Origin of the sequence: Bradyrhizobium liaoningense (genome assembly GCF_018130825.1) — a bacterium.
Classification (GTDB): domain Bacteria; phylum Pseudomonadota; class Alphaproteobacteria; order Rhizobiales; family Xanthobacteraceae; genus Bradyrhizobium; species Bradyrhizobium liaoningense_B.
Genome location: NZ_JAFCJS010000001.1, coordinates 733,791 through 752,517, shown reverse-complemented (window position 1 = coordinate 752,517; position 18,727 = coordinate 733,791). Strand labels below are relative to the sequence as shown.

General features: G+C 63.9%; 17 protein-coding genes. 11 read left to right on the top strand and 6 right to left on the bottom strand.

Annotation, left to right across the window (positions count from 1 at the left end; genetic code table 11):
* Positions 1-3 precede the first annotated feature (3 nt).
* Positions 4-687 carry a helix-turn-helix domain-containing protein gene (locus JQ603_RS03610; RefSeq protein WP_212336561.1) on the bottom strand — a complete coding sequence of 228 codons (684 nt, stop codon included), beginning with the start codon at positions 685-687 and terminating at the stop codon, positions 4-6.
* Between the two features lie 301 nt (positions 688-988).
* Between JQ603_RS03610 and JQ603_RS03605 the strand changes: the two genes are divergently transcribed.
* The gene (locus JQ603_RS03605; RefSeq protein ID WP_212338165.1) at positions 989-1,612 is read left to right on the top strand and encodes a response regulator transcription factor; all 624 of its coding nucleotides are present in this window, start codon (positions 989-991) and stop codon (positions 1,610-1,612) included.
* Between the two features lie 155 nt (positions 1,613-1,767).
* A complete protein-coding gene (locus JQ603_RS03600) occupies positions 1,768-2,130 on the top strand; it encodes a response regulator transcription factor (protein WP_349630692.1) in 363 nt (120 codons plus the stop codon).
* A gap of 21 nt (positions 2,131-2,151) precedes the next feature.
* Here the strand turns inward: JQ603_RS03600 and JQ603_RS03595 are convergent, their stop codons facing one another.
* Genes JQ603_RS03595 through JQ603_RS03585 form a run of 3 tightly spaced genes read right to left on the bottom strand, consistent with a single transcriptional unit; the run spans position 2,152 to position 5,344 of the window.
* Entirely contained in the window at positions 2,152-2,736 is a 585-nt protein-coding gene (locus JQ603_RS03595) for an invasion associated locus B family protein (protein WP_212336559.1), read from the bottom strand.
* A 21-nt stretch (positions 2,737-2,757) separates the two neighbouring features.
* A complete protein-coding gene (locus JQ603_RS03590; protein ID WP_212336557.1) occupies positions 2,758-3,645 on the bottom strand; it encodes an alpha/beta hydrolase family protein in 888 nt (295 codons plus the stop codon).
* Between the two features lie 10 nt (positions 3,646-3,655).
* Complete coding sequence (locus tag JQ603_RS03585) at positions 3,656-5,344, bottom strand: aspartate:alanine exchanger family transporter (RefSeq protein ID WP_212336555.1); 1,689 nt, start codon at positions 5,342-5,344, stop codon at positions 3,656-3,658.
* Positions 5,345-5,481: 137 nt separating this feature from the next.
* Here JQ603_RS03585 and JQ603_RS03580 point away from each other — a divergent pair, with 137 nt between their 5' ends.
* The 5 genes from JQ603_RS03580 (at position 5,482) to JQ603_RS03560 (ending at position 12,935) form a co-directional block, all read left to right on the top strand.
* Entirely contained in the window at positions 5,482-6,162 is a 681-nt protein-coding gene (locus JQ603_RS03580; protein WP_212336553.1) for a YoaK family protein, read from the top strand.
* Complete coding sequence (locus JQ603_RS03575) at positions 6,159-7,862, top strand: SulP family inorganic anion transporter (protein WP_212336551.1); 1,704 nt, start codon at positions 6,159-6,161, stop codon at positions 7,860-7,862. The genes JQ603_RS03580 and JQ603_RS03575 overlap by 4 nt, the downstream gene beginning before the upstream one ends.
* 150 nt (positions 7,863-8,012) lie before the next feature.
* Positions 8,013-10,766, top strand: a complete 2,754-nt coding sequence (locus JQ603_RS03570) for a beta-eliminating lyase-related protein (RefSeq protein ID WP_212336549.1) — start codon at positions 8,013-8,015, stop codon at positions 10,764-10,766.
* 18 nt (positions 10,767-10,784) lie between these two features.
* Positions 10,785-12,485, top strand: a complete 1,701-nt coding sequence (locus JQ603_RS03565) for an aspartate:alanine exchanger family transporter (RefSeq protein WP_212336547.1) — start codon at positions 10,785-10,787, stop codon at positions 12,483-12,485.
* A gap of 15 nt (positions 12,486-12,500) precedes the next feature.
* Positions 12,501-12,935, top strand: coding sequence for a hypothetical protein (locus tag JQ603_RS03560; protein ID WP_212336545.1), 435 nt, complete (start codon positions 12,501-12,503; stop codon positions 12,933-12,935).
* A 68-nt stretch (positions 12,936-13,003) separates the two neighbouring features.
* Here the strand turns inward: JQ603_RS03560 and ppk2 are convergent, their stop codons facing one another.
* Together ppk2 and JQ603_RS03550 are read right to left on the bottom strand one after the other, a co-directional pair.
* The gene (gene ppk2, locus JQ603_RS03555; RefSeq protein ID WP_212336543.1) at positions 13,004-13,804 is read right to left on the bottom strand and encodes a polyphosphate kinase 2; all 801 of its coding nucleotides are present in this window, start codon (positions 13,802-13,804) and stop codon (positions 13,004-13,006) included.
* Between the two features lie 25 nt (positions 13,805-13,829).
* Positions 13,830-14,285 (bottom strand): hypothetical protein, encoded by a 456-nt coding sequence (locus JQ603_RS03550; protein ID WP_212336541.1) that lies wholly within the window; start codon positions 14,283-14,285, stop codon positions 13,830-13,832.
* A 166-nt stretch (positions 14,286-14,451) separates the two neighbouring features.
* On the opposite strand from JQ603_RS03550, the gene JQ603_RS03545 reads away from it, so the two are divergent.
* The 4 genes from JQ603_RS03545 (at position 14,452) to JQ603_RS03530 (ending at position 18,650) form a co-directional block, all read left to right on the top strand.
* Positions 14,452-14,877 carry a hypothetical protein gene (locus JQ603_RS03545; protein WP_212338159.1) on the top strand — a complete coding sequence of 142 codons (426 nt, stop codon included), beginning with the start codon at positions 14,452-14,454 and terminating at the stop codon, positions 14,875-14,877.
* Positions 14,870-16,102, top strand: coding sequence for an HlyD family secretion protein (locus JQ603_RS03540; RefSeq protein WP_212336539.1), 1,233 nt, complete (start codon positions 14,870-14,872; stop codon positions 16,100-16,102). The genes JQ603_RS03545 and JQ603_RS03540 overlap by 8 nt, the downstream gene beginning before the upstream one ends.
* A 23-nt stretch (positions 16,103-16,125) precedes the next feature.
* Positions 16,126-16,536 carry a hypothetical protein gene (locus JQ603_RS03535; RefSeq protein WP_212336538.1) on the top strand — a complete coding sequence of 137 codons (411 nt, stop codon included), beginning with the start codon at positions 16,126-16,128 and terminating at the stop codon, positions 16,534-16,536.
* A gap of 236 nt (positions 16,537-16,772) precedes the next feature.
* Positions 16,773-18,650 carry a sensor histidine kinase gene (locus JQ603_RS03530; protein ID WP_245003363.1) on the top strand — a complete coding sequence of 626 codons (1,878 nt, stop codon included), beginning with the start codon at positions 16,773-16,775 and terminating at the stop codon, positions 18,648-18,650.
* Positions 18,651-18,727: the final 77 nt, after the last annotated feature.

Sequence of the window (18,727 nt, the reverse complement as noted above, 5' to 3'; positions counted from 1 at the left end):
CGCTCAGGGCTGAAGATCGAGGCTCGCGAGCTGCTCCCGGTCCAGGAGCACGATCTGGCGCTGCGTGTTGCCGATGAATCCGAGGATGCCGAGCTCGTGCAGTCGCGAGAGGGCGCGAGAGACGGTTTCCAGCGTCAGGCCGAGATAGTCGGCGATATCGCGCCGCGACATCGGCAGCGCCAGGACACCCGCAGCGGTCAGCCTCTTGTCCATTTCCAGCAGGAAAGCCGCGACCCGCTCCAGCGAGGTCTTGCGGCCGAGCAGCAGCATGTGATCTTCCGCATGCTGCAGATTGTTCGTGGTCATGCTGAGCAGGTTTCTGGCAACCATGGCATCGCTCTCGGCCACGATCTCGAGGCTTTGCCGCCGCACGAGGCGAACCGTGGTGTCGACGATCGCCTCGGTCGTGAAACGATGCTCGTTCCCGTTCTCCAGACCGAAAATGTCGCTGGTCAGGTGAAACGCGCCGATCTGCCTGCGGCCGTCGGACAACAGCTTGTAGCTCCGCACCGCGCCAGACTTGACCTGGTAGACATATTCGGCGGGTTCTTTCTCGCCGTAGATCTCGGCGCCCTTCTTGTAGGAAAACTCGATTAAACTGACGAGCGCATTTGAATCGCTCGTCAAGCCGAGGTCGCGAAGAGAGTTGGGACGCAGCGCGGAATCCGTCGTGACGCGAACGAACATGGGCCAGCTCCTCAGCTTACCGTCGAATTGGCCTTTGAGACAAAATCTCTCGCAGCGGAAATTCGCCGCGCAATCGCACTCCCGCCGAGGTTGATTTACGACTAACGAGGTATTTCAATCCATTGTCCCAAGGGTCAATGTCCCAAGGGACAGCGGGGGGCGTTCGCTGCGCGGACTGAGAAGACCTCGATGGAGACCGGAAAGTATTTTGTTGCGAAGCATATGTTTCGGTTTTTGAACCGTTGGCAACCACGCGGCCACGGTTAAAGATTGCTTTATTGAATTTTACGCGAGGTAAATGGTGCCCGGTCTTGTCCATGTTGTCGATGACGACGCATCGTTCCGGACGGCGATCGAGCGCCGGCTGAAGCTTGCAGGTTATGACGTCGTCACTTACGCATCGGCGCAGGACTTCCTGAACGCAGCGCTGGACGACGAGCAGCCGGGATGCATCCTGCTCGACGTGCGTATACCGGGCTTGAGCGGCCCTGAACTGCAGAACCGCCTGATCGCCTCGGGCTCGACGTTGCCGATCATATTCCTGACGGGGCATGCCGACACGCCGACGACCGTGCAGGCCATCAAGGCGGGAGCGGAAGACTTCCTGACCAAACCTGTGTCGTCAGAGCTGTTGCTCGACGCGATCGCGCGTGCACTGGCAAGGCAGGATGCCGCGCGCAGCCATCGTGGCAGGCTCGAAGCCTTTCGTGCGCACCTTGCGACGCTGACGCAGCGCGAACGGCAGGTGTTCGATCTGATCGTCCGCGGCAGGATCAACAAGCAAATCGCCTACGAGCTCGGGACGACCGAGCGTACCGTGAAGGCGCATCGCCATCAGGTGATGGAGAAGATGCAGGTTCATTCGCTTGCCGAGCTCGTTTCTATCGCGGAGCGGCTTGGAATGTTGGATTCGAATGGCGGTTAGCTATTCCGTCGCTTCGAATCCAGTTCCTGCCGTGTCACTGCCCCAAAGGACAATATGAAGCGCGTTGACGTGGTGCTGCCATGCGCGTGTGGCACGTGTTGATTGCAGCCGCCGCGTCAGCATCGTGCCTAGTCCGAAAGGTCGCTTTCCTGCCGATGCGCGAATCAGTCTTCATCGTCGACGACGATCCCTCCATGCGAGTCAGCATGAACAGGCTGCTGCGCGCGCATGGATTCGCCGTCACGCTGTTCGATTCCGCGGCGGCCTTGCTTGATCACGACGATTTCGACAAGGCGATCTGCATCGTCCTCGACATCAATCTCGACGGCAAGTCGGGTGTCGAGTTGCGCCGCAAGCTCGCGGAGGAGGGGGTTACGGCCCCAGTGATCTACATCACTGGCAACGACAGCCCGGTGAACCGTAGTGCCGCGGTTGCGTCGGGCTGCGTCGCCTATCTGACAAAGCCGTTCACGGCGCAATCCCTGATCGATTCCGTCACGCGTGCCGCTGCCGCATAGCACCGAAACGCGAAACGCCGATCACTCCTCGACATATTGCTCGAGCATTTTCGTGGGCGCACCCTTGTGGACCGTGCCGAACTGCGCCAGCGGCACCTGGGTCGTCAGCGCCAGCAGATTCGAATCGACAACCTCGAGCGCCAGCGCCTTCCCGGACTCCATCTCCTTGATGATGCCGGCAGGCGCGACGTCAGCGGCGATGCAGGTATTGGTCAGACACCAGCTATAGGGAACACTGAAGGCGCTGCCCCGATCGATCGACAGCTTGACCGGTTGCTGCAGGTACATGCCGACCGGCACGAAGAGCTGCAGCCGGGCCGTCGGCGTGCCCTCGCGTTCGATCAGGTCGACGCGCACAGCTACCTGGCCGGTCGGGAATGTCCCGCTGATGGTCGTCCGGCACAGCATCGGCGCGCCGCCGGCTTTGAAGCAGAATTTCTGCCAGTCACCGTAGGTGACGTCCTTGACTTCGCGCTGACCGCGCGTTGCCACCTCGGCAGGCTTGTCTGCGCGCGCGGCTTTTGGCGCGGCGATGGCAGGATATGTCGCGGCGCCCAAGACCGCGACGATCAGCAGGCCACAGAGCCGTTTATGGATAGCTGACATGGTTGCGCCTCCAGGGCAGGTCTATTTCTGTGCCTCGAGAAATTTTGCCACTAACGGTGACCAAAGCGGGATCGCATCGGGCGAGCCGATGAAGAAATGCCCCTCATCGCCGAACGGCGGCATCAGGTGATACTCGGCGCGGCCGCCGGCGGCGGTGAACGCCGCATGCATGCGCTTCGAGAGATCGGGCCCGAAGAACGTGTCGTTCTCGATGTAGATCCACAGCATCGGCACCCGCGAGGTGCGGCCGAAATCCGCGGTGGCCTCGACCAGCCTGTCGGGCGCGCAATTGTTGTTGGGCTTGCCGCCGACCCGGCCGCCGCGGCCGGCAGCGAAGGTGATGATGGCCTTCACTTGCGGTGGATTGACGCTCGACAGGGCGATGGAAGCCCAGCCGCCGGCGGACTGCCCGACCACGATCACATCCTTGGGGATGATGCGCTTCTGGGCCGCCAGGTGGTCGATGATCCAGAGATCGACCTGTGCGACCGCAAGGCCCGCATCGCGGAAGTTCGGATTGGTGCACTTGCCGACCTTGGAGAAGAACGGTCCGTAGAGCGCGCGCTCGGGAATGTCGATGGCGGCCGCGCCATAACCGCTGCCGACCGGCGCGACCACGAGGTAGCCGCGCCTGGCGAACCATTTTGCGGCGTCACGGAATTCCACCAGTGGAAAGAAGCTCCGGTCCCTCGGGTTGAGCGAGACGCCGTGGTTCATGATCACCAGCGGGAAGGGGCCGTCGCCCACCGGGCGCACCAGGTAGGCGAACATCGGCAGTGGCAGCGACAGCGCCCAGATCTCCTCCTGAATGCGAACTTCGTCCTCGGCGCGGGCCGGCGCCATGAGCCCGGCGAGAAGGAGCAGGACGGTTGCAAGGAGGCGACGGATTGCGGGGAGATCAAAGCACATCCTGGCCTCCTCAACCCGTGAACGTGGCGGCCACCACGATCGGACCGAGCACGGTGAGGACGACATTGCCGACCGCGTAGGGGACGGCGACGCCGAGCACCGGGGTCTGGCTCTCGGCAACGTCGCAGGCACCGGTGACGGCGGCATCGACCGTCATGGCGCCGGCGAGCGCACCGCAGGTCACGACCGGGTTCATGCGCAGCAAATAATAGGCAACGAGCGTTCCGACCGTCATCGGAACCAGGGTGACGACGATGCCCATGCCGACCAGCAGGAGCCCCTGCGTCTGGATTGCCGACCAGGCGGCAAGCCCGTTGCCGAGTCCGACGGCCGCGATGAACCCGCCGAGCCCGAGATCGCTGAGCGTTTGCTGTGCGGCCGGCGGCATCGCACCGATACCGGGCTTGCGCGTCCGCAGCCAGCCGCAGACGAGCCCTGCGATCAGCGCGCCACCACCGCCTCCGAGCGTCAGCGCGACAGTGCCGACCTTGAAGCTGGCAAGACCGGCCAGAAGACCGGCGGCGATACCGACCGCAAGGAAGGCGATGTCGGTCCGTTCGCTGGTATTGAGGGCATGTCCGACTTGCGCCGTGGCCCGCGCGATATTGCCGGTGCTGCCGACCAGGGTCATGACGTCGCCGATATAGACGCGGGTGTCGGGACCGAGCGGTACCTCCCGGCCCATGCGTGTGAGCGCACGCAGGAAGACACCGCGCGCATTGTCACCCAGCCGCTCGACGATCTCGCGGAGCGAGCGGCCATGCAGGTCGCGGTTCTCGACCAGCACCTCGATCACATTGCCGGGCAGGCTGCGCAGCAGTTCCCCCGCATCGATCTCGGCCCCGAGGATGGGCTTGGCTGAAACGATCGCCGCGGTCGGGCCGGCAATGACGATGTCGTCGTCGGCCTCGAGCACGAGGTCATGCTGCAGCTTGACGTCGGCTCCGCCGCGCACGATCCGTTCCACCACCGTACGGCTGCCGATCTCGGCCTCGATCGCCGCGACGGTGCGGCCTGCGCCGGCGGACACGCGATAGGCCCGGGCCTGGAATTTGCGATAGGACAGGTTTTCCGTCTTCGGCGGCGCACCACCGGCGAGTTCGGCCTCGAGCTTCTTGGCCTCCGCCTTCAGATCGATGCGCATCAGCCGCGGCGCGACGAACGGCACGAACAGGAGCGTGAGGATGTAGCCGAGCACGTAGGTCACGGCATAGCCCGCCGCGATGTTGGCTTCCTGCTGCTTCAGCACGTCGCTGGGCAGGCCGAGCTGCGCCAGCGCACCCGAGGCCGTACCGATCACGGAGGATTGGGTCAGCGCACCGGCGGTCAGCCCCGCCGCGGTGCCTGCATCGAGCTTGAAGGCATGGGCGAAGGCGAGCACCAGGACGAGCCCGGTAGTTCCGATCACCAGCGCCAGCACGACCTGCGCCAGGGTTCGAACGCTCAAGGAGGCGAAGAATTCCGGCCCCGAGCGATAGCCGATGGTGAAGACGAACAGGCTGAACAGGATCGCCCTGAGGATCGGCGGGAACGTGAAGTGCCCGAGTTGTCCGATCAGCACCGCGACGATCAGGATGCAGGCCGTGGTCCCGATCGAGAAGCCACGGATCCTGATGCGGCCGAGGAGGGTGCCGATCGCCATCGCCAGCAGCAGGAAGATTTCCGGTGCGGTGGTGATGATCCACCTGACGGTATCCATGGTCGCATTTCCCCCGGCGTATTGCGGCAGATTTGATTGGGTGCGTCGGAACATTGCTTGATCCAGATCAAGCCTTGCCGAGGGGAAGCCGCGGCCAATGATCTAATGAAGAGTTCGCGACAGCCGCTATCGCCGACATGAGTACGCTGGACGTCGCAGCCGGCGCGATCCGCCGCGATGAGACGGTCGAAATCGTGATGCTGCTCGCTTTCGCCGGCGGATATATCGACGCCTATACCTGGATCATCCACGGCGTGATGGCCAATGCCCAGACTGCCAATGTGATCTTCCTCTGGGTCTACGCGATGGCCGGCGATTGGATGCAGGCATTGCACTTCGTGCCGCCGATCGTGGCCTTCACCGTCGGCATCGTGATCGCGGCCTGGCTGCGCCGTGTGGCCGGCGACCGGGCCGGCGCACTCAGCATCCTCGTCGAGATCGTGTTCTTGATCACGGTCGGCATCCTGCACAACCGGCTCCCGGATCTGGCCGGCACGCTCGGCATTTCCCTGGTCGCGGCGATGCAGGCGGCAATGTTCGTCAAGGTCGAGGGCTCCGTCTGCAGCACGGTGATGATCACCGGCAACATGCGTCAGTCGGTCGAAACCATTTTTGCGGTCGTCTACGGAGGGGCGCCGCTCGGGACACTGCGCAAATCGGTCATCTTCTTTGCGTTGTGCGCGGTGTTCGGCTGCGGCGCGGCTGCCGGCGCCTTCGTCACCAAGGTCTTTCCCGACCTCGCGCTCGGCATTCCCGTGGTTGCGCTGCTGATAGTCCTCTTGCGCTGCGAAGCGACACCACGTGAGGTGATCAGATGAACGCGCCGCCTGACGCAAGCTGGATGCGGTTCTTTCCGCCGGCCGGCTGGCTTGCTGCCTATCGGAGCGAATGGCTGCCTGCCGACGCAGTCGCGGGCATCACGCTCGCCGCGTACGCGATCCCGGTCTCGCTGGCCTATGCGGCGCTCGCCGGCCTGCCGCCGCAGGTCGGCGTCTACGGCTACATGCTCGGCGGCCTCGGCTATGCCTTGCTCGGCTCGTCCAGGCAGCTTGCGATCGGCCCGACCTCGGCGATCTCGCTGATGATCGCCGGCACTGTCGGCGCGCTCTCGGGCGGCGACGCGGTGCGCTATGCGCAGATCGCGAGCCTTGCGGCCTTTGCAGTGGCGGTGCTGTGCTTCATCGCCTGGCTGTTCAAGCTCAGCGTGCTGGTCCGCCTCGTCAGCGACAGCATCCTGGTCGGCTTCAAGGCCGGGGCAGGGCTCACCATCATCATGAGCCAGTTGCCGAGCCTGCTCGGCGTCGCCGGTGGCGGTCACAATTTCTTCGACCGGGCCATCAAGCTGATCGGGCAGCTCGGTCAGATCCATCCGCTGGTGCTGACGATCGGCGCGGTCGCGCTGCTGCTTCTGCTGCTCGGGGAACGGCGGCTGCCGGGCAAGCCGGTCGGCATCACCATCGTGGCGCTGGCGATCCTGGTCGCGACGATGCTCGGCTTTGCGGCAATGGGTGTGCCCGTTACCGGGAAGATACCGGAGGGGCTGCCGGCGGTGGCGATGCCGACGTTCGGCCTGCTGGAGTTCGACGATCTGTTTCCGCTTGCAGCCGGCTGCGTGCTGCTGGCCTACATCGAAGGCGTCTCCGCCGCGCGCAGCTTTGCCGCCAAGCACGGCTATGCGCTCGACGTGCGCCAGGAATTCCTGGGGCTAGGTGCCGCGAACCTGGCTGCGGCCTTCGGCCACGGCTATCCCGTCGCCGGCGGCCTGTCGCAATCCGCCGTCAACGACAGCGCCGGCGCGCGAACACCGCTGGCGCTGGTGATCTGCTCGGTGACCCTTGGGCTCTGCCTGCTGTTCTTTACAGGATTGCTGACCAATTTGCCCAAGGCGGTGCTCGCGGCCATCGTCTTTGCCGCGGTCTACAAGCTCGTCGATATCGCCGCGCTCAAGCGAATGTGGCAGGTCAGCCGGATCGACTTCCTGGCCGCGTCCATTGCGTTGGTCGCGGTGCTGCTGCTCGGCATTCTCCAGGGCGTGCTGCTGGCGGCGATTGCCTCGATCTTCCTGCTCCTGGCGCGGGCCTCCCGGCCGAACGTGGCATTTCTCGGCAGGCTGCCGGGCAGCGGCCGCTATTCCGACAGCGCCAGGCATGAGGGCGTCGAGCCGCTGGTCGGCGTCATAGCGTTCCGACCCGAAGCCTCGCTGCTCTACATCAATGCCGAGACAATCCTCGATGCTGCGCTGGCCGCGCTGCGCGGCTCCGCCGGCATCAGGCTGGTCGCCTGCGACCTTTCGGCATCGCCCTATATCGATCTCGCCGGTGCGCGCATGCTGCATGAGCTGAGCGATGAGCTTGCCGCGCGCCGGATCAGCTTCTGCATTGTCGGCGCGCACGCGCAGCTGCGCGATCTGCTGCGCGCCGAGGGATTGGCGGAAAAGACCGACAGCAGCCAGTGGCTGCGCTCGCTCGACAGCGTCCTTGGCGAAGATCGTGCCGGGGTGGCGCAACGCTCCGCCTGACAGGCATGCTGCATTGCAAAGAGCGTCAGTCGCGGGACGTGCGTCCACCATAACGCGCGACCGTTGACTTGGATCAATGGCGCCTCGGCCTCCGTACTCACGATCCGCCATCACCTTCGCCCACTGGCCGGCACCGATCGGGAGAGAGACATGTCCAAGGACACCAAGCTCGCACAGAAGCGCATCGATCAGTTCTTCTCCGGCCCCGGCGCGCGGGCGGACGACTGGCGTGACCTGGTGGAGGCCGCGAAAGTCTGGGCTCGCGTCGGCAATCGCGCGGCCTATGACGCGGCGCTGGCCGAGCTTTCGGTCACGGAGGAGTATCACGGTTATCCCGGTCTACAACTGATGGCGGCGCTGCGCGAAGCAGCAGTCGCCGGGGACGGTGCGACATCGTTCGCCCTTGCGACGAGAATTGCCCAGGCGCTGGCGACGCGATCCTTCCGTCAGCATGCCGGCGACTGGAGCGCAAAGGATGACGGCAATGGCGATGCACCCGAGCTGGTGCCGCCGAGCTTCGGCGCGCATACGGCGCGCCGGCCTTATTTCGAGACGCTGATTGTCACTGGCATATCATCCAGCCAATGGCCGGCACTGGCCGCCGAATGGCGCAAACTGCGGCGGCCTGTCGACGGCTTCATCTATGAGCCCGTCATCGTCGGCAGCCTCGAGGATGCCTTCTGTGCGACGTTGCTCAATCCGAACATCGGCGCCGTCGTCATCAACGAGGGCTTTGGGCTGCGTTCGCGGCACAATGCGCCGGTGCTCCGCTCGATCATGGCCGCGGCCGGCCTCAACGACGAAACCGACGCGTCCGCCCTGCGGCTCGCGCAGATCATCAAGCGCATCAGGCCCGAACTCGACCTTTACATGATCTCGAACCGCGACGTGGAGGAGCTCGCTGGCGATCCCGAGGCCAGCGTCGTCCGCCGCATCTTCTATTCGATCGAAGAGCTGCTGGAGCTGCATCTATCGATCCTCGAAGGCATCCAGGACCGCTACGACACGCCGTTCTTCGACAATCTCAAGAAATACGCCCAGCGTCCGATCGGCACCTTCCACGCGCTGCCGATCGCCCGCGGCAAGTCGATCTTCAAGTCCGACTGGATCCGCGACATGGGCGAGTTCTACGGCCCGAACCTGTTCCTGGCCGAGAGCAGCGCCACCACCGGCGGCCTCGACAGCATGCTGGAGCCAACCGGCAACATCAAGAAGGCGCAGGAGAAGGCGGCGAGGGCGCTCGGCGCCGATCGCGTCTTCTTCGTCACCAACGGCACCTCGACGTCCAACAAGATGGCGGTGCAGGCGCTGCTCGCGCCCGGCGACATCGCGATCGTCGACCGCAACTGCCACAAGTCGCATCACTACGGCATGGTGCTGGCCGGTGCGCAACCGCTCTATGTCGAAGCCTTCCCGATGACGGAATATTCGATGTATGGCGCCGTGCCGCTGAAGACGATCAAGCAGGCGCTCCTGAACGCCAAGGCCGACGGCCGGCTCGACCGCGTCAAGATGATCGACCTGACCAATTGCACCTTCGACGGCCACATCTACAACACCCGGCGGGTGATGGAGGAATGCCTCGCCATCAAGCCCGACCTGATCTTCCTGTGGGACGAGGCCTGGTTCGGCTTCGCGCGCTTCTCGCCGTTCCTGCGCCGCCGCACTGGCCTCGGTGCCGCCAACGAGATCGAGGCGTGGATGCGCGATCCCAAGTCGGTCGCGGCCTATGAGAAGCAGCAGGCCGAGCTCGGCAAGAACCCATCCGACGAGACGCTGCTCAAAGTCCGGCTGATCCCCGATCCCAGGCAGATCCGGCTACGCGTCTACCAGACCAACTCGACCCACAAGTCGATGTCGGCGATCCGCCAGGGCTCGATGCTTTCGGTCAAGGACGTCGAATTCCACACGGTCGAGCAGCAGTTCAAGGAGGCGGTGTTCACCCATGCCTCGACCAGTCCGAACCAGCAGCTGATCGCCAGCCTCGATATCTCGCGGCGGCAGATGGAGCTGGAAGGCTATGGCCTCGTCGCCAATGCGATCGAGATCGCGTTCGCCATCCGCCAGGCGGTCAACAACAATCCGCTGATCTCGAAATACTTCCGCATCCTCGGTGCCGACGCCATGGTGCCCGCCCAATACCGCCAGACCGGCTTCACCGACTTTCTCGCCGCCGGCGCGAACTGGGCGAATATCCTCAAGAGCCTGGACGAGGACGAGTTCTGCCTCGACCCGACCCGCATGACGTTGGTCTGCGGGACCGCAGGGTTTGATGGAACCCAGTTCAAGGGCGTTCTGGCCAGCGAGTACAACATCCAGGTCAACAAGACATCGCGCAATTCGGTGCTGGTCCAGTCCAACATCAACAACACCCGCAGCGACGTCGCGCATCTGATCCGCGTGCTCGCCGAGATCGCGGGCGAGATCGACCGCGGCCTTGCCCAGGGCGGCGCCAATGCCAGGAAGACCTTCGAGGCACGGGTCACGAGCCTGATGAAGGATGTGCCCGATCTGCCGAACTTCTCGCACTTCCACCCGAGCTTCCGCGGCGACGCCGGCGGCAAGACCAACGAAGGTGACATCCGCACCGGCTTCTATGCGGCCTATGACGTCGCCGGCTGCGAGCACATCCGGCTCAACGATGCCGAGATCGACCGGCGCCTGAAGGCCGGGCCCGAGCTCGTCTCCGCCAATTTCGTGATCCCGTATCCGCCGGGCTTCCCGATCATGGTGCCCGGCCAGGTCATCACCCAGGAAACCATCGACTTCATGCGCAAGCTCGATGTGAAGGAGATCCATGGCTACGACGCCAAGGAAGGATTGAAGCTCGTGCGCACGGAAGCCTTGGCGAAACTAGGCCGGCCGAAGCCCGGTGCTCAGCCGAAGCTGAAGGCCGCGTCATAAGGCTTGGAGGGGACGAACATGCAGGCGTTCTTCACGTTCCTGCAGCAGAATCCGTATCTGCTGCTGTTCTTCGTCGTCGGGCTCGCCGTCTATATCGGGCGGGCCAGCATCAAGGGCTATGGCCTCGGCATGGTCGCCGGCGCCATCGTGGTGGGCGCCGGTCTGTCGGTGTGGGCCTCCACCTATGGGGTGAAGCTCGAGCTGAACAATTTTGCCAAGAGCCTGTTCTACTATCTCTTCATGTACGGCGTGGGCCTGCGGGTCGGTCCGTCCTTCCTCAACAGCCTGAAGGGCGACGGCCTGAAATTCTGTCTGCTGGCCGTGGTATCGAGCGTCATCGGCCTCGCGCTCGTCGTGATCGGCGCCAAGATGTTCTCGCTCCCGCCCGGTGCCGCCGGCGGCATGCTGGCGGGGTCGCAGACCATGTCGGCGGCGATCGGTTCGGCCGAGCAGGCCGTCACCTCCGGCGTCGTCAAACTGCCTGATGGGATGAAGCCCGAGGAGGCCTCGGGCATGATCGCGCTGTCCTACGGCATCACCTATATCTGGGGCACCGTCGGCATCATCCTGATCTGCAAATATCTGCCGCGCTGGTGGGGCGTCGATGCCAAGGCCGCCGCCAAGCAGTATGAGACGGAATTCGGCGTCAAGGATCTCGAGGGCGGCGGCCTGACCGGCTATCGCCAGTTCGGCCTGCGTGCCTACCGGCTGGAGAACCCGGCGACGGTCGGCATGAGCATCGCGAAATTCCGCGCGGTCAATCCGGAATACCGCATCGTCAATGTGGGACGGAACGGCGTGCCGCAAGGGGCCGATCCCGAATTCGTGCTGCAGAAAGGCGACGTTGTTGCGCTCGGCGGCTCGACGGAACATCTCACCGAGAAGATGGGCCTGATCGGCCCGGAGGTCGCAGATGCCAAGACGCTCGGCATTCCCATGGACCAGGCGGAGATCCTCATCACCAACAAGGAGATGGTGGGGCGCACCTTCGAGTCCTTCCGCGATACCGCGATCGCCGGCCAGCTGCAGGTCACCAAGGTCGAACGCGGCGGCGTGCAGATTCCGGCCGGTCTCAAGACCAAGCTGGAGCGGATGGACATCGTCTCGGTGGTTGGCCTCAAGTCCGCCGTCAACGAACTCGGCGAGATGTGGGGGCGCATTGCGCGGTCCAACACCTCGACCGATCTGCTGACGCTCGCCGTCGGCATGATCATCGGCTTCCTGATCGGCAAGATCGAATTCCCGGCATTCGGCGCCAAGATCGGTCTCGGCAATGCCGGCGGCCTCCTGCTGTCCGGCGTGATCGTGTCCTCGGTCGTGTCGCGGCTGCGCTTCTTCGGCAATACGCCGAATGCGGCGCGGAACGTGCTGGAGGATCTCGGCCTCGTCGTCTTCGTGGCCATCGTCGGCGTCAATGCCGGCGCGGGACTTCTGGCACAACTCACCGGCGCGGTTGCCTTGAAGATCTTCCTGGTCGGCTTCATCGCCTGCACGATCCCGCCCTTCATCGTCTGGGCGATCGGCTACCACGTCTTCAAGATCAATCCTGCAGTGCTGATGGGCGGCGTCGCCGGTGCCCGCTCGCATTCAGGACCGTGCCGCGAGGCGGCCGTCGAAATCCAGAGCTCGGTACCCTGGATCGGATTCCCGGTCGGCTATGCCGTCTCGGGCATCCTGCTCACCGTGTTTGGCTACTTCGCCATGATCCTGGCTCAATAGGGGGAAGAAAACGTCATGAGAAAGTTCACCATCGGCGCCGTCCTGATCGCCTCGCTCGCAGCCATTGCCGGCTTCAGCACGCCCTCGCGTGCCGAGACCGGCGACGTTGCGGTGGTCTTCACCAAGGGCGGGTTCGTCGTCGGCGTCGGCGGCGGGGAGGGCGTGCTGCTTCTGAGGGGCAAGAAATATCCCTTCACGGTCTCCGGCATGAGCGTCGGCCTCACCATCGGCGCATCGACCAGCAAGTTCGTGGGCAAGGCCCTCAATCTGAGGGGGCCCGCGTCGATCGAAGGATCCTACGCGGTGGGCGGAGCCGGCGGTGCGGTCGCAGCTGGCGCCGGTGCCGTCCAGTTGCAGAACAGCAATGGCGTGATCCTTCAGCTCACCGGTCCAAGGGTCGGCGCGGAGGTGTCGGCCGCGGTCGGCGGCGTGACGATCCGCCTGAAATAGGCCCAATGGCCTCAAGGCGAACGGGCTGCGTCACCGCAGCCCGTTCGGCTTTTCACTACCCGCGCGTTTCAGTATCGCTCCTCGACGAACTTCAGTCCGCGCAGGCTTGCCTGGTCGTTGTAGCGTCCCTTGTGCGACCGCGACGGCAGCTTGATCTTATCGCGCTTGACCTTCTTGTAGGGGATCGTTCTCAGGATGTGCGAGATGACGTTGAGCCGCGCGCGCCGCTTGTCGTCGGAGCGGATCAGTCGCCACGGCGCATGTTTGGTGTCGGTCGCCTCGAACATCATGTCCCGCGCGCGCGAATAATCGTACCAGCGCCCGAACGACTCGGTGTCCATCGGGCTCAGCTTCCACTGCCGCAGCGGATCCTCGATGCGCGCCATGAAGCGGCGTTCCTGCTCCTCCATCCCGACCTCGAGCCAGAGCTTGATCAGGATAATGCCGGCGTCGACGGCGAATTTCTCGACCAGCGGACACAATTCCAGGAAACGCTTGTGCTCGGCCGGCGAGCAGAAGCCCATGACATATTCGACGCCGGCGCGGTTGTACCAGCTGCGGTCGAAGATCACGATTTCGCCGCCGGCCGGGTATTGCTCGATATAGCGCTGCAGGAACAGCTGGGACTTTTGCCGGTCGGAGGGCGCGGGCAGGGCGCAGACACGAAACACGCGCGGACTGACCTTTTCGGTCAATGCCTTGATGGTGCCGCCCTTGCCGGCGGCATCGCGTCCTTCGAAGATGATGATCACCTTCAGTTTCTGGGCCCTGACCCAGTCCTGGAGATGGCACAGCTCCACCTGGAGCTTTTCCAGCTCCTTCTCATAGTCCTTGCGCTTCATCCGCTCGGCAGAATCGTCCTTGGCCATGCCCCGTCCTTCCGCTGCTACGGCGCTACTCGTCGCCCCATGAAATGGTCACGCCGATGTCGCCGGGCACGCCGCCAGGAAATTCGATGATCTGATAGGCGATGCGATAGCCGCGCGGTTTCAGATAGTCGGTCCAGAGCTGAAAGATCTCCTTGGGGATGCCGGTCAGCGTATTCTCCCAGCCCTTTTCCATCTGGTTGATGGCGCGTCCCTTGTCGGTGCAGAGCGTGTTGGGGAAGCGATAGACCATGACCTCGGACATTCCGTTTCGCACCGCACGCTGGATGATCGTCGAGGCGAGCTTGATCTTCTCCTCCTCGGTCTTGCCGGAAGGCTTGCTCAGTCGCTCGATCAGGGCGCGCTTCTCGGCCTCGGCCGCCGCAGCGAGGCGGACATACTCTTCCGCCTTCTCGGCCTCCTTGAGCGCGGCCTCTTTGCGGATCTGCGTGGCATTGGGAATAAGATCGTCGAGGCCGGGCATGGCTGCGGCTCCCTTGGATTGTGCAGTGTGGTTCCGGGGACGCTATGTCCAGCAGCAGGCGTTCCCTTGATTCAAATCAAGCAAATTGGGAAGCAGCCTGAACACAGTGCTTGCCAAGTGCACGTTCGTTGACCGGGAGAGATGATTGAGCGACCAGCTTCATCCGATGGCCCCGCACCATCTGCCGTTCTATCTCGCGCCGGGAAGCGGCACCGATACGCTGATGGTGGTGATGGGCATATTCCTGATCGGCACCGTGCTCTGGGTCGGCACGCTCTATTGGAAGCTGCACAGCTTGCCGGAACGGATGGCGCACAAGTCGCAGAAGCTGCAGTTCGAGCTCGTCGCCGTGCTCGGCCTGATCTCGCTGTTCACGCACATGCACATCTTCTGGGTCGCGGGCCTCCTGCTCGCTTTGATCGATCTGCCCGACTTCGGCACGCCGTTGCGCAGCATAGCCGGGTCCGTCGAGAAGATTGCCGACGCGACGCCGACAGTCGTCGATGGCGGCGACGTCCCGGCCGAGGCTGCGGCGGCGCCGCATCCGGCAGACAAGCCGGAGCCCGCCAAGAAGGAGCACAGCCATGTTTGAGCTGATGTTCTGCTCGCTGCTGACGATCCTGCCCGACTACCTCTACCGCCGCTACGTCCAGGGCAAGCGCTTCGGCAAGGAGATCACCTTCTTCTCGGTCTGGTACGAGCTGCGCTGGGGCATCACCGGCTGCCTGATGCTGACGGTGTCGCTGATCACGATGATCTTCTACTTCCACCCGTCGACGTCGTCGGCGACGCTGTATTTCCGCACGGTGCCCATCCTTCCCGAAGGCTCGGGCCGTGTTGCCGAGGTCAAGGTCGGCTTCAGCGCGCCGGTCAAGAAGGGCGACGTGCTGTTCACGCTCGACACCTCGAGGCAGCAGGCTGCATTCGAGACGGCCAAGCGAAAAGTTGCGGAGGTCGATGCCGCCATGCAGGCGGCGGAGGCCGACGTGGCCAAGGCCGAGGCGCAGATCGCGGAAGCGAAGGCCAATTACCAGCAGGCCAAGGACGAGCTCGAGGTCAAGAGCGAGCTGCAGCGACGCAACCCCGGAATCGTTCCGCAGCGTGACATCGAGAAGCTCCAGGTCCTCGTCGATCAGCGCCAGGCTGGTGTCGATGCCGCAACCGCCGCCAAGCAATCCGCATCCTTGCAGATATCCACTCTGTTGCCGGCTCAAAAGGCCAGCGCGGCGGCCGCGCTCGACCAGGCCCAGGTTGATCTCGACAAGACTGTCGTCCGTGCCGGCGTTGACGGGCGGGTCGAGCAGTTCTTGGTTCGCTCCGGCGACGTCGTCAACCAGCTGATGCGCCCGGCCGGCGTTCTGATTCCGGAAGAGGCCGGCCGAAAGCTTCTTCAGGCCGGCTTCGGCCAGATCGAGGCGCAGGTGATGAAGACCGGCATGGTGGCGGAGGCGACCTGCATTTCCAAACCGTGGGTGATCATCCCGATGGTGATCACGACCGTGCAGGACTACATCGCAGCCGGACAATTCCGGTCCGGCGAGCAATTGCTGGAAGCGCAGAATGCCGTCCGTCCCGGTACGATCCTCGTCTTCCTCGAGCCGCTCTACAAAGGCGGGCTCGAGGGTGTGACGCCCGGCTCGAGCTGCATCGTCAATGCCTACACCAGCAACCACGAGGAAATCTCCGCCAAGGATACGCCGACCAGCCGGAAGATCGCACTTCACGTCGTGGATGGCGTCGGCCTCGTTCACGCGCTGCTGCTGCGGATCCAGGCTCTGTTGCTGCCGATCCAGACACTCGTGCTGAGCGGCCATTGAAGAGCGAGAGAAGGACGGATCACATGGGTTCACGGAAATTGATCACGCTCGGCGCGACGTTGATCTCGCTGATCGTTGCGGCCGCCAGCGCCGAGGCTCTCGACCTCAACGGCGCCTGGGTCGGCGATGCCGACAATTGCAGCAAGGTGTTCGCGCGCAAGGGCGCGCAGCTCGGTTTCACCGACATGTCGGACGTCTATGGCGGCGGCTTCATCGTCGACGGAGATCAGATCGTCGGAAAATTCGCGCGCTGCCGGATAAAGGCGAGAAAGGACAACGGTCCGAACGTCAACCTGGTTGCGGCCTGCGCGACCGACATCATGCTCTCCAGCATTCAGCTGAGCCTGAAGGAGCTGGATGCAAATAGCATCATTCGGTTGTTCCCGGGCATGGAGGACATGGAGATCCGCTATTTCCGGTGCCCGGCCTCCTAGCGACGGATTGTGCCTTTGCCGCGGGACTGTCCTGGAACGGCACGCCCATTTCGGCGTCCTCGCGGAGACGCACGCGAGGGCAGGACGTCCGCTCACGCCGATCAGCTATGCTTACGGACGCGTCACCACCAGCCGCCGAGGCGTGCTCTCACGGGCTGTCCGTGCGTGACGATTGCCGCTAGAATTGTCGGGAAAGCAGCCACCGGAAGCTGCGGGAATTGGAGCTGAGCGGACGCATGTCCTCTGACCCGGTCAGGTCGTGGCCTGCCGTGCTGTTCTGCCTGGGCTTGTTCGTCGCCGCGTGCATGTCGCCGGACCAGGCAAGTGGCGTCGAGCGAAGCCTGCGCGGCGAGCTCAAGCGCGTGCTGGTGCTGCATTCCTTTGGCCGCGAGTTTCGGCCGTGGAGCGAATACGCACGCGACATCAAGGCCGAGCTCGAGCGGCGATCGCCATGGCCGCTCGACATCCAGGAGCACGCGCTGCTCACGGCGCGGTTCAATAATCCAGGTCCCGAGGCGCCTTTCGTCGAGTATCTGCAATCGCTCTACCAGGGGGCGTTGCCCGATATTGTGTTGACCATTGGCGCGCCTGCCGCCCGGTTCGCGCAGAGATACCGCGCGAGACTGTTTCCCGATACGCCGTTGGTTCTTTCCGCGGTCGAGTACCGGCTGATCGACCGCGCGGATCTCACCGACAATGACGTCGTCGTGGCGATCCGCAACGATTTCACGGCTGCATTCGCCAACATCCTTCAGCTGCTGCCGGACACCAGGGCGGTCGCGATCGTGATCGGTGCCTCGCCGCTCGAGAAGTTCTGGATGGAGGAGGTGAAACGCGAACTGAAGCCTCTGGGCGGGCGGCTGGAGCTGATCTGGTATTCGGACCTGTCATTCGAGGAGATCCTGAAACGGGCTGCAACGCTCCCCCCGCACACGGTGCTGTTCTGGGGTCTGATGTCGGTGGACGCAGCCGGGATCGTCCACGAGAGCGATATCGCCCTGCGCAGCCTGCACGCGGTTGCGAATGCACCGATCTTTTCCTACCAGGACCCGTTCTTCGGGGGCAGTACCGTCGGCGGACCGATGCATTCGGTTGCGGAAACCAGCTCAAGGACGGTCAGCGTCGTGATCCGCGTTCTCGGAGGCACCAAACCTTCGAGCATCACCTATGAGCCGCTCGGCTTTGCGGCGCCGAGATATGATTGGCGGGAATTGCAGCGCTGGGGCATCAGCGAGAGCCGCTTGCCTCCCGGCAGCGAAATCCTGTTTCGCGAACCGAACATCTGGGAGCGCTATCGCTGGCAGATGCTGATGATCTCGGCCGTATTCCTGGTGCAGGCCGGGCTCATCAGCGGGCTGCTGCATGAGCGTCGCCGCCGCCGGCTCGCCGAAGTGGAATCGCGCCAGCGGTTGGCGGAACTTGCCCACGTGAACCGGTACTCGGCCGTTGGCGAACTGACGACCTCGATCGCGCATGAACTGAACCAGCCGCTCGGATCCATCCTGACCAACGCCGAGACGGCGGAGCTCATGCTCAGGGCCACTCGGCCCGATATCGACGAGATTCGCCAGATCCTTGCCGACATCAGAAGGGACGACCAGCGGGCGAGCGAGGTGATCCGCAGGCTGCGCAGCGTCCTGAAGAAGACTCCGTTCGAGGTCAGGGATATCGAGCTGAACGACACGGTGCGGGAGGCGATCGGGCTGGTGTCCGCCGTCGCCGATGGACGGCGCATCGCGCTGAGCTACATGCCCGCGTTCGCGGATCTGCACGTCAAGGGCGATCCCGTGCAGCTTCAGCAGGTCGTGCTCAACCTGATCATCAATGCGATGGATGCCGTCTCGGACGCAGACACGAAAAAGCGCGAAATCAGCGTGTCGACCATGCGCGCCGGCAACCAGGCCGAGATCAGGATTTCCGACACCGGTCCAGGCATTGCCTCCGCGGATCTCGCAAACGTCTTCAATCCGTTCTTCACGACCAAGCCGCAAGGAATGGGAATGGGACTTGCGATCGTGAAGACCATCATCGAGGCCCATCACGGCACGATCGCCGCCGAGAACCAGGCGTCGGGCGGTGCCCTGTTCACGATCAAGCTGCCGCTCATTCGCTGACGGCGGTGTCTTGATCTCGATCAAGCCTTCAGCCCACCAAGGCCGTTTCCTTTCGCGGTTGCGTCATGGCCGGGCTG